This window comes from Kitasatospora sp. NPDC097691, assembly GCF_040302665.1.
Lineage (GTDB): Bacteria > Actinomycetota > Actinomycetes > Streptomycetales > Streptomycetaceae > Kitasatospora.
In genome coordinates, this window is record NZ_JBEORY010000054.1 from 24,050 (window position 1) to 41,371 (window position 17,322).

A 17,322-nucleotide genomic window follows, 5' to 3' on the forward strand; every position below is an offset into this window, starting at 1 on the left:
AGGCTCAGGCGTGCTCGACCGGGGCCGGGCTCAGGACTGCTCGACCAGGGCCGGGTGGCGGGGGTCGTCCATCCGGACTGTGATGTCGGCGAGTTCGGTGGGGACGGTCTCGGCGTCGTAGCGGGCGAAGGCGGGGAGGGTCCACTGCCGGTCGTCGGGGGTGCGGCGGGCCAGGGCGGCCGGGGTGAGGGCGAGGTGGACGGTCAGGTCAAGCGGCAGCCAGCGGCCGAGGAGGAGCTGACCGTCCAGCAACAACACGCCTCCGGGTGGGAGCAGCGTGTACGGGGCGCGGGTCGAGCGGTCTGTGACGGGGTCGCGCAGCGAGGGCAGGACGCGCCCGCTGCCGCCGGGCTCCAGCGGGTCGAGGACTTCGCGCAGCAGGGCGCCGTCGTCCAGCCAGAGGTCGTGGAAGGCGTCCGCGTCGTGGTGGCCGTACTCCAGCCGGATCGAGGCCGGGCGCAGGAAGTCCGCCGCCGACACCCGCAGCGTGGGGCGGCCGCGCAGCCGCAGCGGCTCCACCAGGGCGTCGGCGATCGCCTCGGGGCGGGCGGCCGCGGCGCCGTCGACGGCCACCCGCAGCCGGCGCCCGGCGGCGTCGGGCAGGGCGGTGATGCGGTCGGCGAGCAGCTCGGCCAGGTTGTCGGGGGAGATCGGGCGTACCTGCATCGGGCCATCCTGCCGTCTCGTGGGGCCGTTCAGGCGAGCGGGAGGGCGTGCAGGACGTCGTCGTGGCCCGCGTAGAGGCGGTTGCCGTCGGCGGCGACGGTCCAGGCGTCCTTGCCCGGGCCGGAGTCGCGGAAGGTCCACGTCAGCTCGCCGGTCGCGGTGTGGATCGCGCTGACCCCGCCGATCGACGTGCCGGGGACGAACAGCGTGCCGCCGACGACCAGCGGACGGCTGCGGCGGTCCAGCAGGAACGGCAGCGGGCAGGTCCAGAGCACTTCACCGGTGGTCGCGTCGTGGCCGGTGACGGTGCCGTGGTCGCGTGCGACGTACACCCGGGGGCCGTCCGGGACGGGCGGCAGCACCCGCCAGGAATCGCCCCGGGCAGGGGAGTAGGTCCAGCCCGGCTCACCGGTGGGGCGCAGCATGCGCACGCCGCCGTTGCCGTCCGGGACGTAGACGTCCTGCGAGCCGGTGGTGCACCAGCGCAGGTCCTCGTCGCCGGGGGCGGTCCACAGCTCCCGGCCGGTGGCGGCGTCCCGGGCCACCAGCTCGGCGCGGCCGCCGACGAAGCGGACGCAGGCCAGCAGCTGGCCGCCGATGCTGGTGGCGGGGGTGACGGGCTGTTCCTCGGACGCGGTGGGGACGGACCACAGGACGGAGCGGTCGGTGACCCGCAGCGCGAAGAGGCGGTTGTCCGGCGCGGAGCCGTCGGGCCGGGGGCGGCCCCAGGAACAGCCGTAGACGGTGCCGCGGTCGTAGCCGGTCAGCCGGACCTGGCCCTGCAGGTCGTCGGGCAGCGGCAGGCTCCAGTCGCCGGCCGGGTCGGTGAAGTGGCGGGCCTCCAGGTGGCCCCGGTACGTGGTGGTGAAGAGGTGGTCGGGCCCGAACACGACCTTGCCGAGCATGTCGAGGTCGCTGGGCCAGTCCCGGGTCTGCGGCGGGTCGAGGACCAGCAGCCGGGCGGCGGTGCCCCGGGCGGGGTCGAGGACCTGCAGGCCCTTTCTGGAGAGGTAGACCGGACGGTTCGGCGGGTCGGTGAGCCGCTCCGGGGTCATCGCGTCGGCGCCGCGGTACGTCCAGGCCGGGGTCGGCCCGGAGACGGCGGTGGGCGGCCCGGTCGGCCCCGGCGCGGGGAGCGTACCGTCGGCACCCGAACGGCCGAACGCCCACACGGCCCCGCCCGCCGCGAGCACCCCGGCGCCGATCAGCAGTCGGCGCCGGCTCAGCGGCGGCCCGTCGCCGCCTCCGCCGATCACGTCCTCGGACACCCCGCCGTCGCCGCCTTCCTCCCCGTCCCACTGCCACGACGCCTCGTGTGCGGCCCCTTCGGACGACGGCGACTGCATACCGCTCTCGCTTCCCCACCCGGCGGCCCCGCGCCGCCACCCCGCCCGGAGGATATCGAACCGCCCCCGAACGCTCCCGAACCCGCACGGGTCACGTACTAGGCTGTGGCACGCAGGACCAGGCCCGCCCAGCAGCCCGGGGGAGGTACGCCGTGACGGCCGAGATGATCGCACCCGACTGGATGCACCGGCAGATCACCAGTGAGCAGTACGACTCCTGGACCGATGAGCAGTGCGCGGGCATCGAGATCGTCGACGGGATGGTGGTCGTGTCCCCGAGTGCTTCCAAGCGGCACAACCGGCTCGCCCGGTTCCTGGCGAACGCGCTGGACGAGGCGGGTGGTGCCGAGTGGAACGCCGACACCGACTTCGACGTGCGGTTGCAGGACGTTCCGCTGAACAACCGCCGGCCGGACGTGGTGGTCTACCGCGCGGACACGATCGACGAGTCGCCGACCAGACCCGACCACGTGCTGCTGCTGGTCGAGGTGGTCTCGCCGGGCTCGGAGACCACCGACCGGGTGGTCAAGCTCGACCAGTACGCCAAGGCGGGCATCCCGTTCTACTGGCGGGTCGAGCAGGCGGCCGGCCGGGTGCCGATCGTCCACACCTACGTCCTGGACGCGGCCGAGGGGGCGTACCGCGCGGGGGACCTGTTCACCGGGCTGGTCAGGGCCGTGGTGCCGTACCCGGTGGCGGCGGACCTCTCCGGGCTCTGACGCGGGGCGGTCCTCAGCCCTGCGGGGGGTGGTCCGCGAGGTCGGCAAGGACGTCGGCGTGGCAGGTCAGGGGTGCGCACCAGCAACCGAGGCGGTGGCCGCGCAGGGGCGGGACGAGGGCGAGGAGCTCGGGGCGGGCGAGGAGGTAGTCGCGGTACTTGACGACCATCTCCTCGCGGGTGAGGTCCGGGCCCGGGTGGTACGGGCAGTGCAGCGGGGACTCGGCGAGGTGCCAGCCGCCGCGGTGCACGGCGCGGCCGACGTAGACGACGTCCTGGTAGCCGGGGTCGTCGCGGTGGCCCTTGAGGTTGACCACGGTGGTGCGGTTCGTGCGAGGCATGCCGTCCATGCTGGCGCAAGCGGGGTGGCCGGGCAGCCCGGGCCGCGAGCGGGCCCGCCTTGACACCGTTCCTGGCCCGGCGTAGCAAAAGAGCATGCACCATCCGCACGCGACCGGTGGGGCCCCTGGGGCGCGGCCGGGGCCGGACCGGCCGCGGGAACCCGGGGCCGACGCGGAGGTGCGCCGGGCCGGCCCACGAGCCGGGCCACGAGCCGGGCCGGAGAAGGGCCGCCCGGCCGAGTACCGGCGGGACGAGTTGATCGCGCACGCCGTACGCCGGGTGCTCCGCTCCACCGGCGCGTACGGCGCGATGGTGCACCTGCAGTCCCCTGACCGCAGGTCGCTGGTGCTGCGGACGATCGCGGGGGTGCCGCTGTCGGTGATGAGCCCGTTCCGGCGGGTCGCGGCGGCCGGGCCGCTGCCCGTCGCGGTCTGCTTCCGGACCGGGCACGAGATCCTGCTCGCGGACACCGAGGACACCATGCGGCGTTTTCCGCAGCTCGCGGTCGGCCTGCCGTACGACTTCGCCTCCGCCTTCGTGCCGGTGGGGCACGGCCACGAGCGGTACGGGGTGCTGAGTGCGCTGTGGCCCGCCTCGGACGACGGGGTGCCGGAGTCGTCGGGTGCGCAGCTCGCTGCCGCCGCGGCCGAACTGGCCGACGGGCTGGCCGGGTTGGAGGAGGCCGGGCAGACGGTGGAACCGGGCGGGGAGGCGGCGGTGGTCGAGCTGCCGTCGCCGTCGGTGCCGACCACCCGGGTCGGGCTGTTCGACTGGAACCTGGCCACCGGGGCGCTCTCCGCCGACGCGCAGTTCCAGGAGATCTTCGGCTTCGAGCCGGGCGAGTTCGACGGTACCGTGGCGGCTCTGAACCGCCGGGTCGCCCCCGGCGACCTGCCGGAGTTCCGGGCCGCCGCCCGGACGGCGCTGGAGCAGGGCGAGGTGCTGTCCGCCCGGGTCCGGGTGCTCGGGCCGGACGGTCTGCCGTACCCCGTGGAGCTGTGGGCGCGGGTGCCCGCAGCGATCTCGGACGGCCGGACCCACCTGGTGGGCGCCGTGCTGGACGTACGGAGCCTCACCGCCGCCGCGGCCGCCGTCGAGCGGCTCCGCGAGGGCGTCTTCTCGCTCGACCTGGACGGTCGGATCGGCTACGCCAACAGCGCCACCGAGTTGCTGCTGCAGACGCGCCGCGAGGACCTGATCGGCCACCACCCCTGGGACGTGCTGCCCTGGCTCGCCGACCCCTTCTACGAGCACCGCTACCGTGCCGCGCTGCTCTCCCAGCGGCCCACCGTGTTCCTGGCCGCCCGCCCGCCGACCGGCTGGCTCGCCTTCTCGCTCTACCCCGACGCACACGGCGTCACCGGCCGGGTGGTCGCCGCCGAGCCCCCGGCCGGCGCCGCCGAACCGCCGGCCACGCTGCCACCCCCCACCCGCGCCGGCCTCGGCGGTACCCACCACCTGCTCCAGCTGGCCAGCGCGCTCACCGAGGCGGTCACCGTGCGCGACGTGTGCCGGGCGGTGGCCGAGGAGATCCTGCCGGCCTTCGGCGGCCAGGAGCTCGCCATCTACACGGTGCGCGACCAGCGGCTGCAACTGGTCTCGCAGACCGGCTACCCGGACGGCTTCCTGGACGGCTTCGAGGGCACCCCGACCGACGCCCGGGTCCCCGGCGCGGAGGCGCTCAGCACCGGCACCCCGATCTTCTTCGAGTCCGTGGGCCAACTCGCCACCGCCTACCCCGGCCTCGCCCTCGACGAGATGGGCGCCTGGGCCTTCCTGCCCTTGATCGCTTCCGGCCGCCCGGTCGGCAGCTGCATCCTCGGCTTCGACCACCCGCGCCCGTTCACCGTCGAGGAGCGCGGCCTGCTCACCGCCCTCGGCGGCTTCATCGCCCAGGCGCTGGAGCGCGCCCGGCTGTACGACGCGGAGTTCGCGGTGGCCCGCGGCCTGCAGCAGGCACTGCTGCCGCACCGGCTGCCCGAGGTGCCCGGCATCCGGATCACCGCCCGCTACCTGCCCGGCACCCAGGGGATGGAGATCGGCGGCGACTGGTACGACGCGATCGTCACCGACGGGGACGTCACCCTCGTGATCGGCGACGTCGAGGGCCACAGCGTCGGTGCCGCCGCCACGATGGGCCAGCTGCGCAGCGCCGTCCGCGCCTTCGCGACCGGCGGCGAACCACCCGACCAGGTGCTCGCCCGCACCAACCGGCTGCTGCTCGACCTCGACCCCGGGCTGCTCGCCAGCTGCTGCCTGGTCCGGCTCACTCCCGCCGACGGCACCGCCCGGATCGCCCGGATCGCCCGGGCCGGCCACATGCCGCCGGTCCTGCGGCACCCGGACGGGCGGGCCGAGGCGCTGTACGTGGAGGGCGGGCCGCTGCTGGGGGTGGACGAGCGGGCCGATTACCCCGTCACCGAGCTGCGGCTGCGCCCGGGCGCGGTGCTCGCCCTGTACACGGACGGCCTGGTGGAGGACCCGGCGGTGGCGATCGACCAGGGCGTGGACCGGCTCCGGGCCGCGCTGGCCCGCGGCCCGGCGGGGGAGGCTCTGGAGGAGGCGGCCGAGCGGCTGCTGGACGAGGTCGGCTCGACCCGCCGGGTGGACGACGTGGCGCTGTTGCTGACGGCCTTCGGCTGAGCCACCGGTCCTGCTCCTGGTGCCGTTCCGGTCGCCGGTTCCGTTGCCGTCACTGTTTCCGTTGCCGTCACTGTCGCCGTCGCCGTCGCCGTTTCCGACCCCAGACTTTCGTCGGTGCCGGTGGCGACGAAGGAGGACGGCGGGCGTGCCGACCGGCCGGTTAGCCTCGACGGGTGAATGCGATCGCACGGGCCTGGAAGAAGGCGGTACGGACGGCACTGCCCGGTCCCTGGCGGCCCCGGCGGGTGGTGGGCGAGGCCGTGCTCGCCCTGCTGATGGGCGGGCTGGCCGCGCTGGTGGAGGTCGTCACCGGCACCGGCCTGGCGGTGCCCGCCGGCCTGGGCGTCGCGGTGCTGTGGGTGCTGCGGCGCGGGCTGCCGACCACCGTGCTGCTGGCGGCCTCGGCGGCCGCCGGCTGGTCGGCCGGCCCGGTGCTGCTGCTGGTCTGCGCCGGCTGGTCGGCCGGGGCGCGGATCCGCCGGGTCTGGTCGCTGATCACGGCCTTCGTCGCGGGCTGGGCGCTGTTCACCGTGACCGGCGTGCTGCAGGACGCCTCCACGGTGTCGCCCAAGCTGGTCCTCGGGCTGTCGCTGGGCGGCTTCCTGGTGACCGCCGTGCTGCCCGCGCTCTACGGCCGCTACCGCGCGCAGCGACGCGCCCTGCTGGACGCGCTGCGCGAGCGCAACGACCAGCTGGTGCGCGAGCGCGCCATGGTGGTGCACCAGGCGCGGCTGCGCGAGCGGCACCGGATCGCCCAGGACATGCACGACAGCCTGGGCCACCAGCTGGCGCTGATCTCCGTGCACTCGGGCGCGCTGGAGGTGGACCGTACCCTCACCGACCGGCAGCGGGAGGCGGTCGGCGTGCTGCGGCAGGCGGCGGTGGCGGCGATGCGCGAGCTGCGCGAGGTGGTCGGCGTGCTGCACGACGAGTCGACGGCGGTGCCGCCGGCCGTGGGGACGGCGGCCGGGGCCCCCGCCCGGGGCGGGGTGGACGGCATCGACGAACTGCTGGAGTCCTCCCGGGCGGCCGGGGCGGAGGTGTCGCTCGTCCGGGAGGGTGAGCGGCGCCCGTTGCCGGCCGCGGTCGACCACGCGGCGTACCGGATCGTGCAGGAGGCGCTCACCAACGCGCACAAGCACGCCCCCGGCGCGCCGATCGGCGTCGCGCTCCGGTACGAGCCGGACGCGCTGGTGGTGGAGGTCACCAACACGCGCGCGCCGGAGCTGGTGGGCGTGTGCGCCGGAGCCGGCCAGGCCGTGAGCGGCGGCCAGGGGCTGACCGGCCTGCGGGAGCGCGCCCGGTTGGTCAGCGGCATGGTGCACGCCGGGCCGACGCCCGAGCAGGGCTTCCGGCTGGCAGCCGTGCTGCCGTACGAGGGGGCGGAAGGCGGCAAGGAGGGCGCCGCCACTGAGGCCGACGCGGACGACTGGATGCTCGAAGGCCTGCCGTCGGCCGACGAGACGGCCGGCAGGCGGCGGAGCCCGGCGATGGGCTGCGCCGCCGGCGTGGTGGCGGTCGGGGTGGTCCTGCTGGGCCTGGTGCTCTGGGGCATCGTGGCCCTGGCCGACGGCAACCACGACGCGACGCTCCGCAGGGCGGTGTACGACCGGATCGAGGTCGGCACGGCCGAGGCCACGGTGCAGAACGAGCTGCCGTCCGGCAACGGCTTCTTCACCGACGACTACCGGAACACCGGGCCGACCCGGCCGGAGGGCGCGCAGTGCCGGTGGTTCCTGCTGACCGGCCCGCCCGGCGAGGCCTGGGACGAGCAGCACGTGGCGCGGTTCTGCTTCAAGGACGGCCTGCTGGTGGACAAGCAGGACTACGTCACCAAGAGCTGATCGCGCCCGCCCGGTCGCGGGCCCGGACCCGCCCCCGGCCCGCCCCGGCCCGCCCCGCCCCGGCCCGCCCCACCCCGGCCCGGCCCGGACCGGCCCGGACCGGCGGTCCGGGCCGGTCGGCGGAGATGTGAGGATGGTGCCGCAGCCGAAGCACTGTTCGATACGAGGGGAATGACCAGCGTGATCCGAGTCCTCGTCGCCGACGACGAGCCGCTGATCCGGGCCGGGATCAGGATGATCCTCGGCTCCGCCGACGACATCGAGGTGGTCGCCGAGGCCGCCGACGGGCGGGAGGCGCTGGAGCTGGTGCGGGCGCACCGCGCGGACGTGGTGCTGCTGGACATCCAGATGCCGGTGATGGACGGGCTGACGGCGCTCGGGGAGCTGGCGAGGGTCGCCCCCGGCGCGCGGGCGCTGATCCTCACCACCTTCGGGGAGCGCGAGAACGTCCTGCGCGCCGTGACCGAGGGCGGCGCCGGATTCCTGCTCAAGGACACCGCGCCGAACGAGCTGATCCAGGCCGTGCGGGCGGCGGCCGGTGGCAACGCCTTCCTGTCCCCGGCGGCCACCCGGCACATCGTCGACTCGCTGGCGGCCGGGCGCAGCGGCTCGCTGGCCGCCCGCAGCGCCGCGGCCCGGCGTCGGCTGGAGGTGCTCACCGGACGCGAGCTGGAGGTGCTGGCGCTGCTCGGGGAGGGCCTGTCGAACGCCGACGCGGGGGCCCGGATCCACATGAGCGAGGCCACGGTGAAGACCTACGTGAGCCGGATCCTGGCCAAGCTGGGCTGCGAGAACCGGGTCCAGGCGGCGCTGCTGGCGCGGGACGCGGAGCTTGACGGTCGGAGCTGAGCGCATTGGTGCGGTCACGGAGCGTCGTGGGTGTGGCGGACGCCACTCGACGGCCGCTCGGAGCGGGGAACTCCGGATGTCGTGGTGACGGTCCGTCAGTCATTCGTTGCGATGAGTTGATGGTGTGCCGGCTCTGACGAATGGACAGATGTGAGCGAGGGCACGGGAATTGATCGTTCGATCTTGTAAATGCGGTCAAACCTGGTCGAACCGGGCACGGCTTCTTGATCGATACCGCCGGTAACAGTCAACTGACCTGCGACGTCCAAGAATTGCTTGCTGAGCCCCCGGGTTGCCCCTAGCTTCATTGGCGGCGCAACGAGCGCCACCCGGGTTCACCCCGACGCACCGCCCGCCGACTGACCCACGGCGCGAGGGCGGTGCCGCCGAACAGGCCGGCTCGTCCAGGCCGTCGGCGAACGGAGGTGACCGGGGCGGCACGGCACGTCCGACGCGTGTGCGGCCGCCCGTCGAGTGAGGTGAGCGGACACCACCGGCCCATGTCCCGGGCCTGGTTCCGCCTGCCCGCCGCCCGGGGCTTGTCGAGAGGATCCGCATGAATCCCCGTCACGAGACCACCGCTGCCACCGAGACCACCACCCGGCGCAACCGCGTGCGGCTGGCGGTCGTCGCGGGAGCCGCCGTCGCGGCCCTGCCGGTGGTCGGCCTCGTCACGGCCACCTCGGCCTCCGCCGCACCGGCCTCCGTCTGGGACTCCGTCGCCCAGTGCGAGAGCGGCGGAAACTGGAGCATCAACACCGGCAACGGGTTCCACGGCGGACTGCAGTTCTCCGCCGGCACCTGGCGGGCGTACGGCGGCACCGCGTACGCCCCCCAGGCCAACCAGGCGACCAGGGCGCAGCAGATCGCGGTCGCCGAGAAGGTCCTCGCCTCGCAGGGTCCGGGCGCCTGGCCGGTCTGCTCGAAGAGGGCGGGCCTGAGCAGGGGCGGCGCCCCGGCCGCCGTCGACACCTCGTCGGCCGCGAAGCCGGCCGCCAAGCCCGCCGCCCAGCCCGCCGCGAAGCCCGCCAAGCCGGCGACGAAGGCGGCGAAGCCCGTCGACGCGCCGGCTCGGGCAGCGGGGCGGCAGGCACCCTGGGCCGCCGACCCGGCCGCGGGCCGGCCGTCGGCCAAGCCGGCGCAGTCCGCGCCGTCCACCGAGAAGAACAGCGCGAGCGGGAGCTACACCGTCAGGAGCGGCGACACCCTGAGCGACATCGCCGCCAAGTTCGGCGTCGACACCGACGGCCTCTACCGCAAGAACGTGCGCGTCATCGGCGGCAACCCGGACCTGATCTTCCCGGGCCAGACCCTGACCGTCTGACGCAGCCCGACCATCCGGCGGAAGGCCTGACCCAGCCTCCGGCGGAGCCTCGCAGCACCCGGCCGAGCGGCCGCCCCCTGCCCGGGGCGGCCGCTCGGCGCGACGCGTTCCCGGCCGTCCCGGCGACTCCTCGGGCGCCGGTAGGGTCGGCTGATGGCCCGACTGATCAGTGACGACGAGCTCGTCGCCTCCTCCGTGGTGGCGAACAGCACGATGAACCGCGAGCGCGGCCTGAGCGGGGTGAACAGCTACGCCCGCGAACTCGGCTTCGACCCGCTCACCTGGCTGCGGGGGCGCGACGGCGCGGTGCCGGGCTGGCTGGACCTGTGCAGCGGGGAGGGCCGGGCGCTGGCGGAGGCCGCGCGGCAGCTGCCGCCCGAGGGGGTCGAGCTGACGGGGGTCGACCTGGTCGGCCCGATGGCCCCGCCGCCGGACGCGGCGGCCCTGCCGCACCTGCGGCTGGTCACGGCGGCGTTCTCGGACTGGGCGTCGGACCGGCCCTACGACCTGATCACCTGTGTGCACGGGCTGCACTACCTCGGCGACCAGCTCGGCGCGATCGCCCGCGCCGCCTCCTGGCTGGCCCCGGACGGCCGGTTCGCCGCCCACTTCGACCCCGAGTCGGTGCGCCGGCCGGACGGGTCCAGCGCGGCCCGCCCGGTGGTGGCGGCGCTGCGGGCGGCCGGGTTCGGGTACCGGGCGCGGCGGCATCTGCTCGTCCTGGACGGCGGCCGGCCGGTCGACCTGCCCTTCGTCTACGCGGGGGCCGACCCGAGTGCCGGGCCGAACTACACGGGGCAGCCGGCCGTCGGTTCGTACTACCGGTAGGCGGCGCGCACGCCGGGGTGCGGGGGCGCGGGGGGCGCAGGGCGCAGTGAGGTCGGGATGGTTGAAGGTTCAACGCAACGTCCGAATACCGCCGGAGGTTTGTGGTGCCGCGAACCAGGATCGAGTCATGTCCGAGATCGGAACGAGGAGTTCTGGAGATATGACGATGAACGGAACCGCGGTGCTCGACGGCAAGGTGGCCCTGGTGACCGGCGGCAGCCGGGGGATCGGGGCGGCGGTCGCGCTGCGGCTCGCCGAGGACGGCGCCGACGTGGTGCTGACCTACCAGGGCGGTGCGGAGCGGGCCGAGGAGGTCGCCGCGAAGATCACCTCGATGGGGCGGACCGCATGGGCCGTCCGTGCGGACGGCGCCGATCCGCAGGCGGTGCAGGCCGCGGTGGCGGCGGTCGCCGAGCGGTTCGGGCGGCTGGACGTGCTGGTCAACAACGCCGGCGTCGGCGCCCTCGGCCCGATCGGCGAGCTGGCGCTGGACGACGTCGACCGGGTGCTGGAGGTGAACGTCCGGGCGCCCTTCCTGTTCGCCCAGGCGGCCTCCGCACACCTGGCCGACGGTGGACGGATCGTCACCATCGGCAGCTGCATCGCCAAGCGGGTCGCCTTCCCCGGCGCCACGCTGTACGCGACCAGCAAGTCCGCGCTGATCGGGCTGACCAAGGCGCTGGCCCGCGAGCTCGGCCCGCGCGGGATCACCGCCAACCTGGTGCACCCGGGCCCGATCGACACCGACATGAACCCGGCCGACGGCCCGTCGGCGGAGTTCCAGAGCGGGCTCACCGCACTCGGCCGCTTCGGCACCGGCGCGGAGGTCGCGGCCGCCGTCGCCTACCTGGTGGGCGAGGACGGCCGGTACGTGACGGGCGCCGAGCTGGCGGTGGACGGCGGCTTCGGGGCCTGACGGTTGAAGGTCTGACGGTTGAAGGTCCGGCGGCTGAGGGCCGGTCGACCCGAGGGCCCGGTGGCCGGCACCCGGTGGGAGCGGGTGCCGGCCGCGGTGTCGTGCCGGGCGGTTGTCGGCGCTCGCGCTTACGATCACCCGGCACGACCCGTGCCCCGGGTGCGACCGTGCCCCGACCGACGTGTCCCCGACCGAGAGGTGTGCCATGACCGCAGCGGAAGACCCGATCGGCCTGCTCGCCCGGGCCCTCGCACAGACCGCCGGGCTGATCGACGGCACCGGCGTCGAACTGGCCGGCCACCCGACTCCCTGCCGCTCCTGGGACGTCGGCGACCTGATCAGTCATCTGCTCCACGACCTGCGGCAGTTCACCGTCCGGGCCAAGGGCGGGCAGCCGGACTGGTCGCAGCCCTTCGCGCGGGTCGAGGAGGACTGGCTGCACGCCTTCGAGGCCGGGGCCGAGGAGCTGGTCGACGCCTGGCGCGCGGCCGGGGACCTCGGCGGCACACTGGAGGTGCCCGGCGTCGGCGCCCTGCCGGCCCGCTTTCCGGTGGACCAGCAGATCGCCGAATTCGCCGTCCACGGCTGGGACTTGGCGCGTTCCTCCGGTCAGTCCACCGAGGGCCTGGACCACGAGGTGGCGCTCGCCGCGCTGGCCTGGGCCGAGGGCGCGCTCAAGCCCGAGTACCGCGGCGCGGAGGAGGACCACCACGCCTTCGGGCCCGCCGTCGCCGTGCCCGGGGACGCGCCGCCGTACGACCGGCTCGCCGCGTTCTTCGGGCGCGACCCGGCGGCGCCGGTCACCGGGTAGCCGGGGGGTGTGCGCCCCCGCCCGCCGGAACCGGACGGGGGCGCGGCACGGTCACGGCTTCGCCGTGCGCCGGGCCGCCGCCTGCTTGATCGCCTCGCGGATGCGCGGGTAGGTGCCGCAGCGGCAGACGTTCTGGATCTGGTCGATGTCCGCGTCCGTCGGGTTCGAGGTGCGGCGCAGCAGGGCGACCGCCGCCATGATCTGCCCCGGCTGGCAGAAGCCGCACTGGGCCACGTCGCAGGCGAGCCAGGCCTCCTGGACGGGGTGCAGGGTGTCGCCGTCGGCGAGGCCCTCGATGGTGGTGACGGCGTGGCCCGCGCAGTCCTTGACGGACCGGGTGCAGGGCTGGAACTCCTGGCCGTCGAGGTGGCTGGTGCAGGCGCGGCAGACGCCCACCCCGCAGCCGTACTTGGGGCCGGTGACGCCGAGCTTGTCGCGCAGCACCCAGAGCAGCGGCATGTCGTCCGGGGCCTCGACGGTGACGGGCTGCCCGTTGAGGACGAAGGTGTGGGTGGGCATGGGGAGTCGGGATCCTCGGCTCTGCTGGTCGGGAGGCGGTGCTGGACGTTCGCGGTGGTGCCGGACGTTCGCGGTGGTGCCGGACGTTCGCGGCTAGGGGGCCGCGTTCCGGACGTTCGCGGTTCCGGCGGTCAGAAGTTGACGGGGAAGGAACGCGGGCTGGTGCCGGTCGCGCGGGCGTAGGCGTTGGCGACCGCGGCGCAGGCGGCCGGGACGCCCAACTCGCCCGCGCCGCCGGGCGGTCCGCTCGGCGGCATCAGGTGGATCTCGACGACCGGCGGGGTGTGCCGCTGCCGGGCGTAGTGGAAGTCGCTGTAACTCCCTTCCCGGAAGGCGCCGTTGTCGAGGTGGTTGCCGGCCTGCAGGATCACCGAGATGCCGTCGACCAGCGCGCCGGTCAACTGGGCCTCCAGGCCGGTGGGGTTGATCACCCGGCCGACGTCGGCGGCGATCACCGCCTTGGTGACCCGGGGGTTGGCCCGGTCGGTGGCGTCCAGCTCGACCAGGTAGGCGGCGGTGCCACCGTTCTCCTCGTGGTAGCCGATGCCCTGGGCCTGGCCGGGCGGCATCGGACGGCCCCAGCCGCCCTTGGCGGCGACCGTGTCCAGGACGGCCTGCCCGGCGGCGCTGCGCAGTCGGGCGCGCCGGAAGGCGACCTCGTCCTGGCCCATCCGGCGGGCCAGTTCGTCCATCACGATCTCGTCGGAGACCCGGACGGTGCCCGAGTAGACCGAGCGCCAGCTGCCGGTGTGCAGCTCCAGTGGGACCTCGGCGAGCAACTGGACGGGGACGCCGACGTCGTACGGGTTCTTCTCGGTGAGCAGGAAGAACACCTCGGAGGTGGTGAGCCCGGCCAGCGGGAGGTTGTAGCCGGCGGCGGTGAGGGCCTCGCCGAGGCCGTGGCCGAAGTCGGTCTGCACGCCGGCGGCGCGGTGCTCCCAGCTGAGCACGTGGTCGAGGCCGTAGACGGCCCGGATCCGGTGGTGGCTGGCCGGGCGCATCCGGCCGTGGCGCATGTCGTCGTTGCGGGTCCACATCAGCTTCACCGGGCGGCCGGCGGCCTTGGAGATCCGGGCGGCCTCCAGGGCGGCGTCGAAGAACAGCCGCCGGCCGAACGAGCCGCCGCCGCGCACCACGTGGACGGTGACGGCGTTCGGCGGGAGGCCGAGGTCGGCGGCGATGGTCTGCTGGGCGACGATCGGGCTCTGCGCGGCGAACCACAGCTCCGCGCGGTTCGGCCGGACGTCGGCGACGGCGGTGAGCACCTCCATCGGGGCGTGGTTGACGAAGGCGAAGTCGAACTCCGCGTCCAGGTGTTGGGCGAGCAGCGGCGGGGGGAGGAACGGCGCGTGGGCCGCGCGCAGCCGGTTCTTGACGTCGTCGGTGGAGAGCCCGGCGACCGGGCCCGGGTTCCAGGTGGTGCGCAGTGCGTCGCGGGCTTTGAGCGCCTGGTCGAAGGTCTCGGCGAGGACGGCGACGCCGCTCGGGACCTGCACCACGCCGAGCACGCCGGGCATGGCACGGGCGGCGGAGGCGTCCAGCGACTTGAGGGTGCCGTTGACGGTGGTGGGGCGGGCGACCACGGTCGGCACGGCGCCCGGGATCTGCAGGTCCCCGGCGTACTTGGCGCGGCCGGTGACGATGTCGCGGGCGTCGATGCGGCCGGTGGGCCTGCCGATCAGGCGCAGCCGGTCGGCCGCCTTGGGGAGGGCGGGGACGGCGGGCGCGGCGATCGTGGCGGCGTCGGCGGCGAGGTCGCCGTAGCCGAGCCGGCGGCCGTCGGGGGCGAGGACGGCGGAGTCGGCGGTGCGCAGGGTGGCCGCCGGAACGTTCCAGCGCCTGGCGGCGGCGGTCACCAGCCGGGCCCGGGCGGCGGCGGCCGCGCCGCGCACCGGGTCGTACAGCGAGCGGACGGAGTTGGAGCCGCCGGTCAGCTGGTTGAAGAGCAGTTCGGGGCGGCCGTCGGAGAGCGGCACGTCCACGTCGGTGAGCCGGGCGTCGAGCTCCTCGGCGACCAGCATCGCGATCGCGGTGGTCAGACCCTGGCCGACCTCCAGCCGCGGCAGGTACAGCACGGCGCGTCCGGCCGGGGTGAGTTCGAGGACCAGCAGGTGCGAGGTCGGCAGTCCGGCGAGGATCATCGCGTCGCCGAGGTCGACGATGTCGGGGATGCCGGGCAGGCCGAGCAGCTGCGGGGGCGCGGCGGATCCGGCGGCCGCTGCGGCGTGGACGGCCTGCGCGGCGGCCTGGCCGGTGCCCGGGCCGGCGGCCGCGGCGGCGGGGGCGGCGGCGTCGAGGCCGAGGCGGGCGGCGACGGTGAGGGTGGGCGCGGCCAGCAGGTAGGTGAGGAAGCGGCGGCGGCTGGCGGGTTCGGCGGCGGTTCCTGCGGCGTCTGCGGCTCCCGCGCCCTCCGCGGCGTCCCTGGTTCCCGCAGTTCCCGCAGTTCCCGCAGTTCCCGCCGGGGTGGCACGGCGACCGGTGGCACGACGGCCGGCGGCGCGCAGCCGGTCGAGGGCGCGCGGGGGTCCGGCATCGCCCGGGCGGCCGGCGGAGTCCGAGGGGGCGACGGAGGTACTGATGGGAGGAACCCTTCGGGCCGGAGACGGCGCCGGATCGGGCGGGCACGGCGGCCCCGGCCCCGGTGCCGGTTCGCGAACGCCGTTGAGCATAAGAGGGCGCTACTGACGGGTCAACACGGTCAAAGTTGGCCCCCGGCTTGGCCGATCGGGCTTTTGCACCGTTCGGCGGGCGCGGATTCGGAACGGGTACGGACGGCGCTGCGGCGGCGCGGGAACGGCTCGGCCGGGACGCTCCCAACGGGTCCGGAGAGCCCAACGACCCACTGTCGCACGAGGGTTCAGTGCTCGGTCGGCGGTGCGGCGGCCGCCCGAAGTGGCCCAGGGAATTCCTTGATCACTGGACCTGTCGGATGGGCCGGTTTCTGCCTAGGGTAGAGGCCGAACCGTCGCCGACGGTTGTGAACTCCCGGCCCGCGCGCCGCTCGTCGAATCGGTGCTGTCGCCCGTCCGTGGGTGGCCGGTCCGCCGTCGGGCGGAAAGTGACGGTCGGTCACCCAGTGGAGGAGAGACGTGCCGACCGACCGAGCCGCCCGGCGGGGCAGCCTCCTCCCGCCCGCCGGCCCCCAGCGGACCCTGGCCGCAGCCCAGTTGGCGAGCGCGGTGGGCGACGGCGCCTACTACACCTGCTCCGCGCTCTACTTCACCCGCGTCGTCGGCATGTCACCGACCGCCCTCGGACTCGGCCTCGCGATCGGCTGGGCGCTCGGTTCCGTCGCCGGCGTCCCGCTCGGCCACCTCGCCGACCGGCGCGGCCCGCGCCGTACGGCGGTGGCGCTCGGGCTCGCGGCCGCGGCCGTGGTGGTCGCCTTCCTGGTGATCCGCTCCTACCCGCCGTTCCTGCTCGCGGTCTGCCTCTACGCCACCGCCCAGTCCGGGCTGACCGCGGCCCGGCAGGCGCTGGTCGCCGGCCTGGTGCCGCCCGCCGAGCGGACCGGCCTGCTCGCCCACCTGCAGTCGACCCTCAACGGGGGCCTGGCCGTCGGTGCGGCCGTCGGCGGCATCGCCCTGAGCGTCGGCACCCGGACCGCGTACCTGTGCGCCTTCGTCGTCACCACGCTCGGCCTCCTCGTCGGCGCGCTGGTGCTCCGGCGACTGCCCGAAGTCCCGCCCGCCGCCGAGGAGTCCGGCGCCGGACCGCGCCTGGCCGTGCTGCGCGACCGGCGGTACGCCGTCGTCACCCTGGTCAACGCCGTCCTGCTGCTGCGGATGCCGCTGCTCAGCCTGGTCATCCCGCTCTGGATCGCCCAGCGCGCCCCCGGGATCGGCTGGCTCGGCTCGGCGCTGTTCGTGCTCAACACCCTCGCGGTGCTGGCCTTCCAGGTCCGGGCGGCCCGCGACGTCACCGGGCTGGACTCGGCGGCGCGGGCGGTCCGCTCGGCCGGGGTGCTGCTGCTCGCCTGCTGCGCCGTCTTCGGACTGTCCGCGCTCGACGTGCCGGTGTGGGCGGTCGGTGCGCTGCTGGTCGCGGCGTCCGTGCTGCAGGTGGCCGGCGAGATGCGGCAGTCGGCGGGCTCCTGGCAGATCGGCTTCGACCTCGCCCCGCCGGACCGGATCGGCCAGTACCAGGGCTTCTTCGGCACCGGCGTCGCCGTCGCCCGCACCCTCGGGCCGCTGCTGCTCACCGCGCTGCTGCTGGACGGGGGCCTGGCGGGCTGGCTGGCCCTCGGCGGGGTGTTCCTCGCGGCCGGGTACGCGATGGGACCGGTGGCCCGCTGGGCGGAGCGGGACCGCGGTCACGTGCTGTCACCGTCGATGACGGTCGAGGCCGCCATGGCGGCCAAGGCGGCCACGCCGGTCGCGCCGGTCGAGGCGGGCACGGCGGCGGAAGCGGCGTAGCGGCGTAGCGGCGGCGGCCGGTGCGCGGGCACCCCGGGGGGAGCGGCGGGCGAGCAGCCCGGACCGTCCGGAAACCGCTGGCCCCGGCCCGCCGCCCACTG

Annotated in this window: 14 protein-coding genes; 9 read left to right on the plus strand and 5 right to left on the minus strand. The window is 75.3% G+C overall.

The genetic code is table 11. From position 1 onward, the window contains the following. Positions 1-30: 30 nt before the first annotated feature. Together ABTY56_RS29440 and ABTY56_RS29445 are read right to left on the minus strand one after the other, a co-directional pair. The gene (locus ABTY56_RS29440) at positions 31-666 is read right to left on the minus strand and encodes a nucleoside/nucleotide kinase family protein (protein WP_350632344.1); all 636 of its coding nucleotides are present in this window, start codon (positions 664-666) and stop codon (positions 31-33) included. 29 nt (positions 667-695) lie between these two features. Beyond that, on the minus strand, positions 696-2,012 hold the full coding sequence (locus ABTY56_RS29445) for an outer membrane protein assembly factor BamB family protein (protein WP_350632346.1): 1,317 nt from the start codon (positions 2,010-2,012) through the stop codon (positions 696-698). A gap of 152 nt (positions 2,013-2,164) precedes the next feature. Between ABTY56_RS29445 and ABTY56_RS29450 the strand changes: the two genes are divergently transcribed. Then, positions 2,165-2,731, plus strand: a complete 567-nt coding sequence (locus tag ABTY56_RS29450) for a Uma2 family endonuclease (RefSeq protein WP_350632348.1) — start codon at positions 2,165-2,167, stop codon at positions 2,729-2,731. Between the two features lie 13 nt (positions 2,732-2,744). On the opposite strand, the gene ABTY56_RS29455 is transcribed toward ABTY56_RS29450, so the two are convergent. Next, positions 2,745-3,071, minus strand: a complete 327-nt coding sequence (locus tag ABTY56_RS29455) for a DUF4326 domain-containing protein (RefSeq protein ID WP_350632350.1) — start codon at positions 3,069-3,071, stop codon at positions 2,745-2,747. 94 nt (positions 3,072-3,165) lie between these two features. Here ABTY56_RS29455 and ABTY56_RS29460 point away from each other — a divergent pair, with 94 nt between their 5' ends. The 7 genes from ABTY56_RS29460 (at position 3,166) to ABTY56_RS29490 (ending at position 12,287) form a co-directional block, all read left to right on the plus strand. After that, a complete protein-coding gene (locus ABTY56_RS29460) occupies positions 3,166-5,715 on the plus strand; it encodes a SpoIIE family protein phosphatase (RefSeq protein ID WP_350632352.1) in 2,550 nt (849 codons plus the stop codon). Between the two features lie 173 nt (positions 5,716-5,888). Beyond that, on the plus strand, positions 5,889-7,559 hold the full coding sequence (locus tag ABTY56_RS29465; protein WP_350632354.1) for a sensor histidine kinase: 1,671 nt from the start codon (positions 5,889-5,891) through the stop codon (positions 7,557-7,559). Positions 7,560-7,739: 180 nt separating this feature from the next. Beyond that, positions 7,740-8,408, plus strand: coding sequence for a response regulator transcription factor (locus ABTY56_RS29470; RefSeq protein WP_350632404.1), 669 nt, complete (start codon positions 7,740-7,742; stop codon positions 8,406-8,408). Between the two features lie 556 nt (positions 8,409-8,964). Continuing rightward, positions 8,965-9,732 carry a transglycosylase family protein gene (locus ABTY56_RS29475; protein ID WP_350632356.1) on the plus strand — a complete coding sequence of 256 codons (768 nt, stop codon included), beginning with the start codon at positions 8,965-8,967 and terminating at the stop codon, positions 9,730-9,732. Between the two features lie 153 nt (positions 9,733-9,885). Continuing rightward, a complete protein-coding gene (locus ABTY56_RS29480; protein WP_350632358.1) occupies positions 9,886-10,560 on the plus strand; it encodes a class I SAM-dependent methyltransferase in 675 nt (224 codons plus the stop codon). A gap of 160 nt (positions 10,561-10,720) precedes the next feature. Then, the gene (locus tag ABTY56_RS29485; RefSeq protein ID WP_350632360.1) at positions 10,721-11,476 is read left to right on the plus strand and encodes an SDR family NAD(P)-dependent oxidoreductase; all 756 of its coding nucleotides are present in this window, start codon (positions 10,721-10,723) and stop codon (positions 11,474-11,476) included. Positions 11,477-11,681: 205 nt separating this feature from the next. Then, a complete protein-coding gene (locus ABTY56_RS29490; RefSeq protein ID WP_350632362.1) occupies positions 11,682-12,287 on the plus strand; it encodes a TIGR03086 family metal-binding protein in 606 nt (201 codons plus the stop codon). Between the two features lie 51 nt (positions 12,288-12,338). Here ABTY56_RS29490 and ABTY56_RS29495 read toward each other — a convergent pair whose 3' ends face one another. Both ABTY56_RS29495 and ABTY56_RS29500 read right to left on the minus strand, forming a co-directional pair. After that, positions 12,339-12,806: a (2Fe-2S)-binding protein gene (locus tag ABTY56_RS29495; RefSeq protein ID WP_350632364.1), complete on the minus strand. Its 468-nt coding sequence runs from the start codon at positions 12,804-12,806 to the stop codon at positions 12,339-12,341. 131 nt (positions 12,807-12,937) lie between these two features. After that, the gene (locus tag ABTY56_RS29500; protein WP_350632366.1) at positions 12,938-15,475 is read right to left on the minus strand and encodes a xanthine dehydrogenase family protein molybdopterin-binding subunit; all 2,538 of its coding nucleotides are present in this window, start codon (positions 15,473-15,475) and stop codon (positions 12,938-12,940) included. A 420-nt stretch (positions 15,476-15,895) separates the two neighbouring features. Here ABTY56_RS29500 and ABTY56_RS29505 point away from each other — a divergent pair, with 420 nt between their 5' ends. Beyond that, complete coding sequence (locus ABTY56_RS29505; RefSeq protein ID WP_350632368.1) at positions 15,896-17,221, plus strand: MFS transporter; 1,326 nt, start codon at positions 15,896-15,898, stop codon at positions 17,219-17,221. Positions 17,222-17,322: the final 101 nt, after the last annotated feature.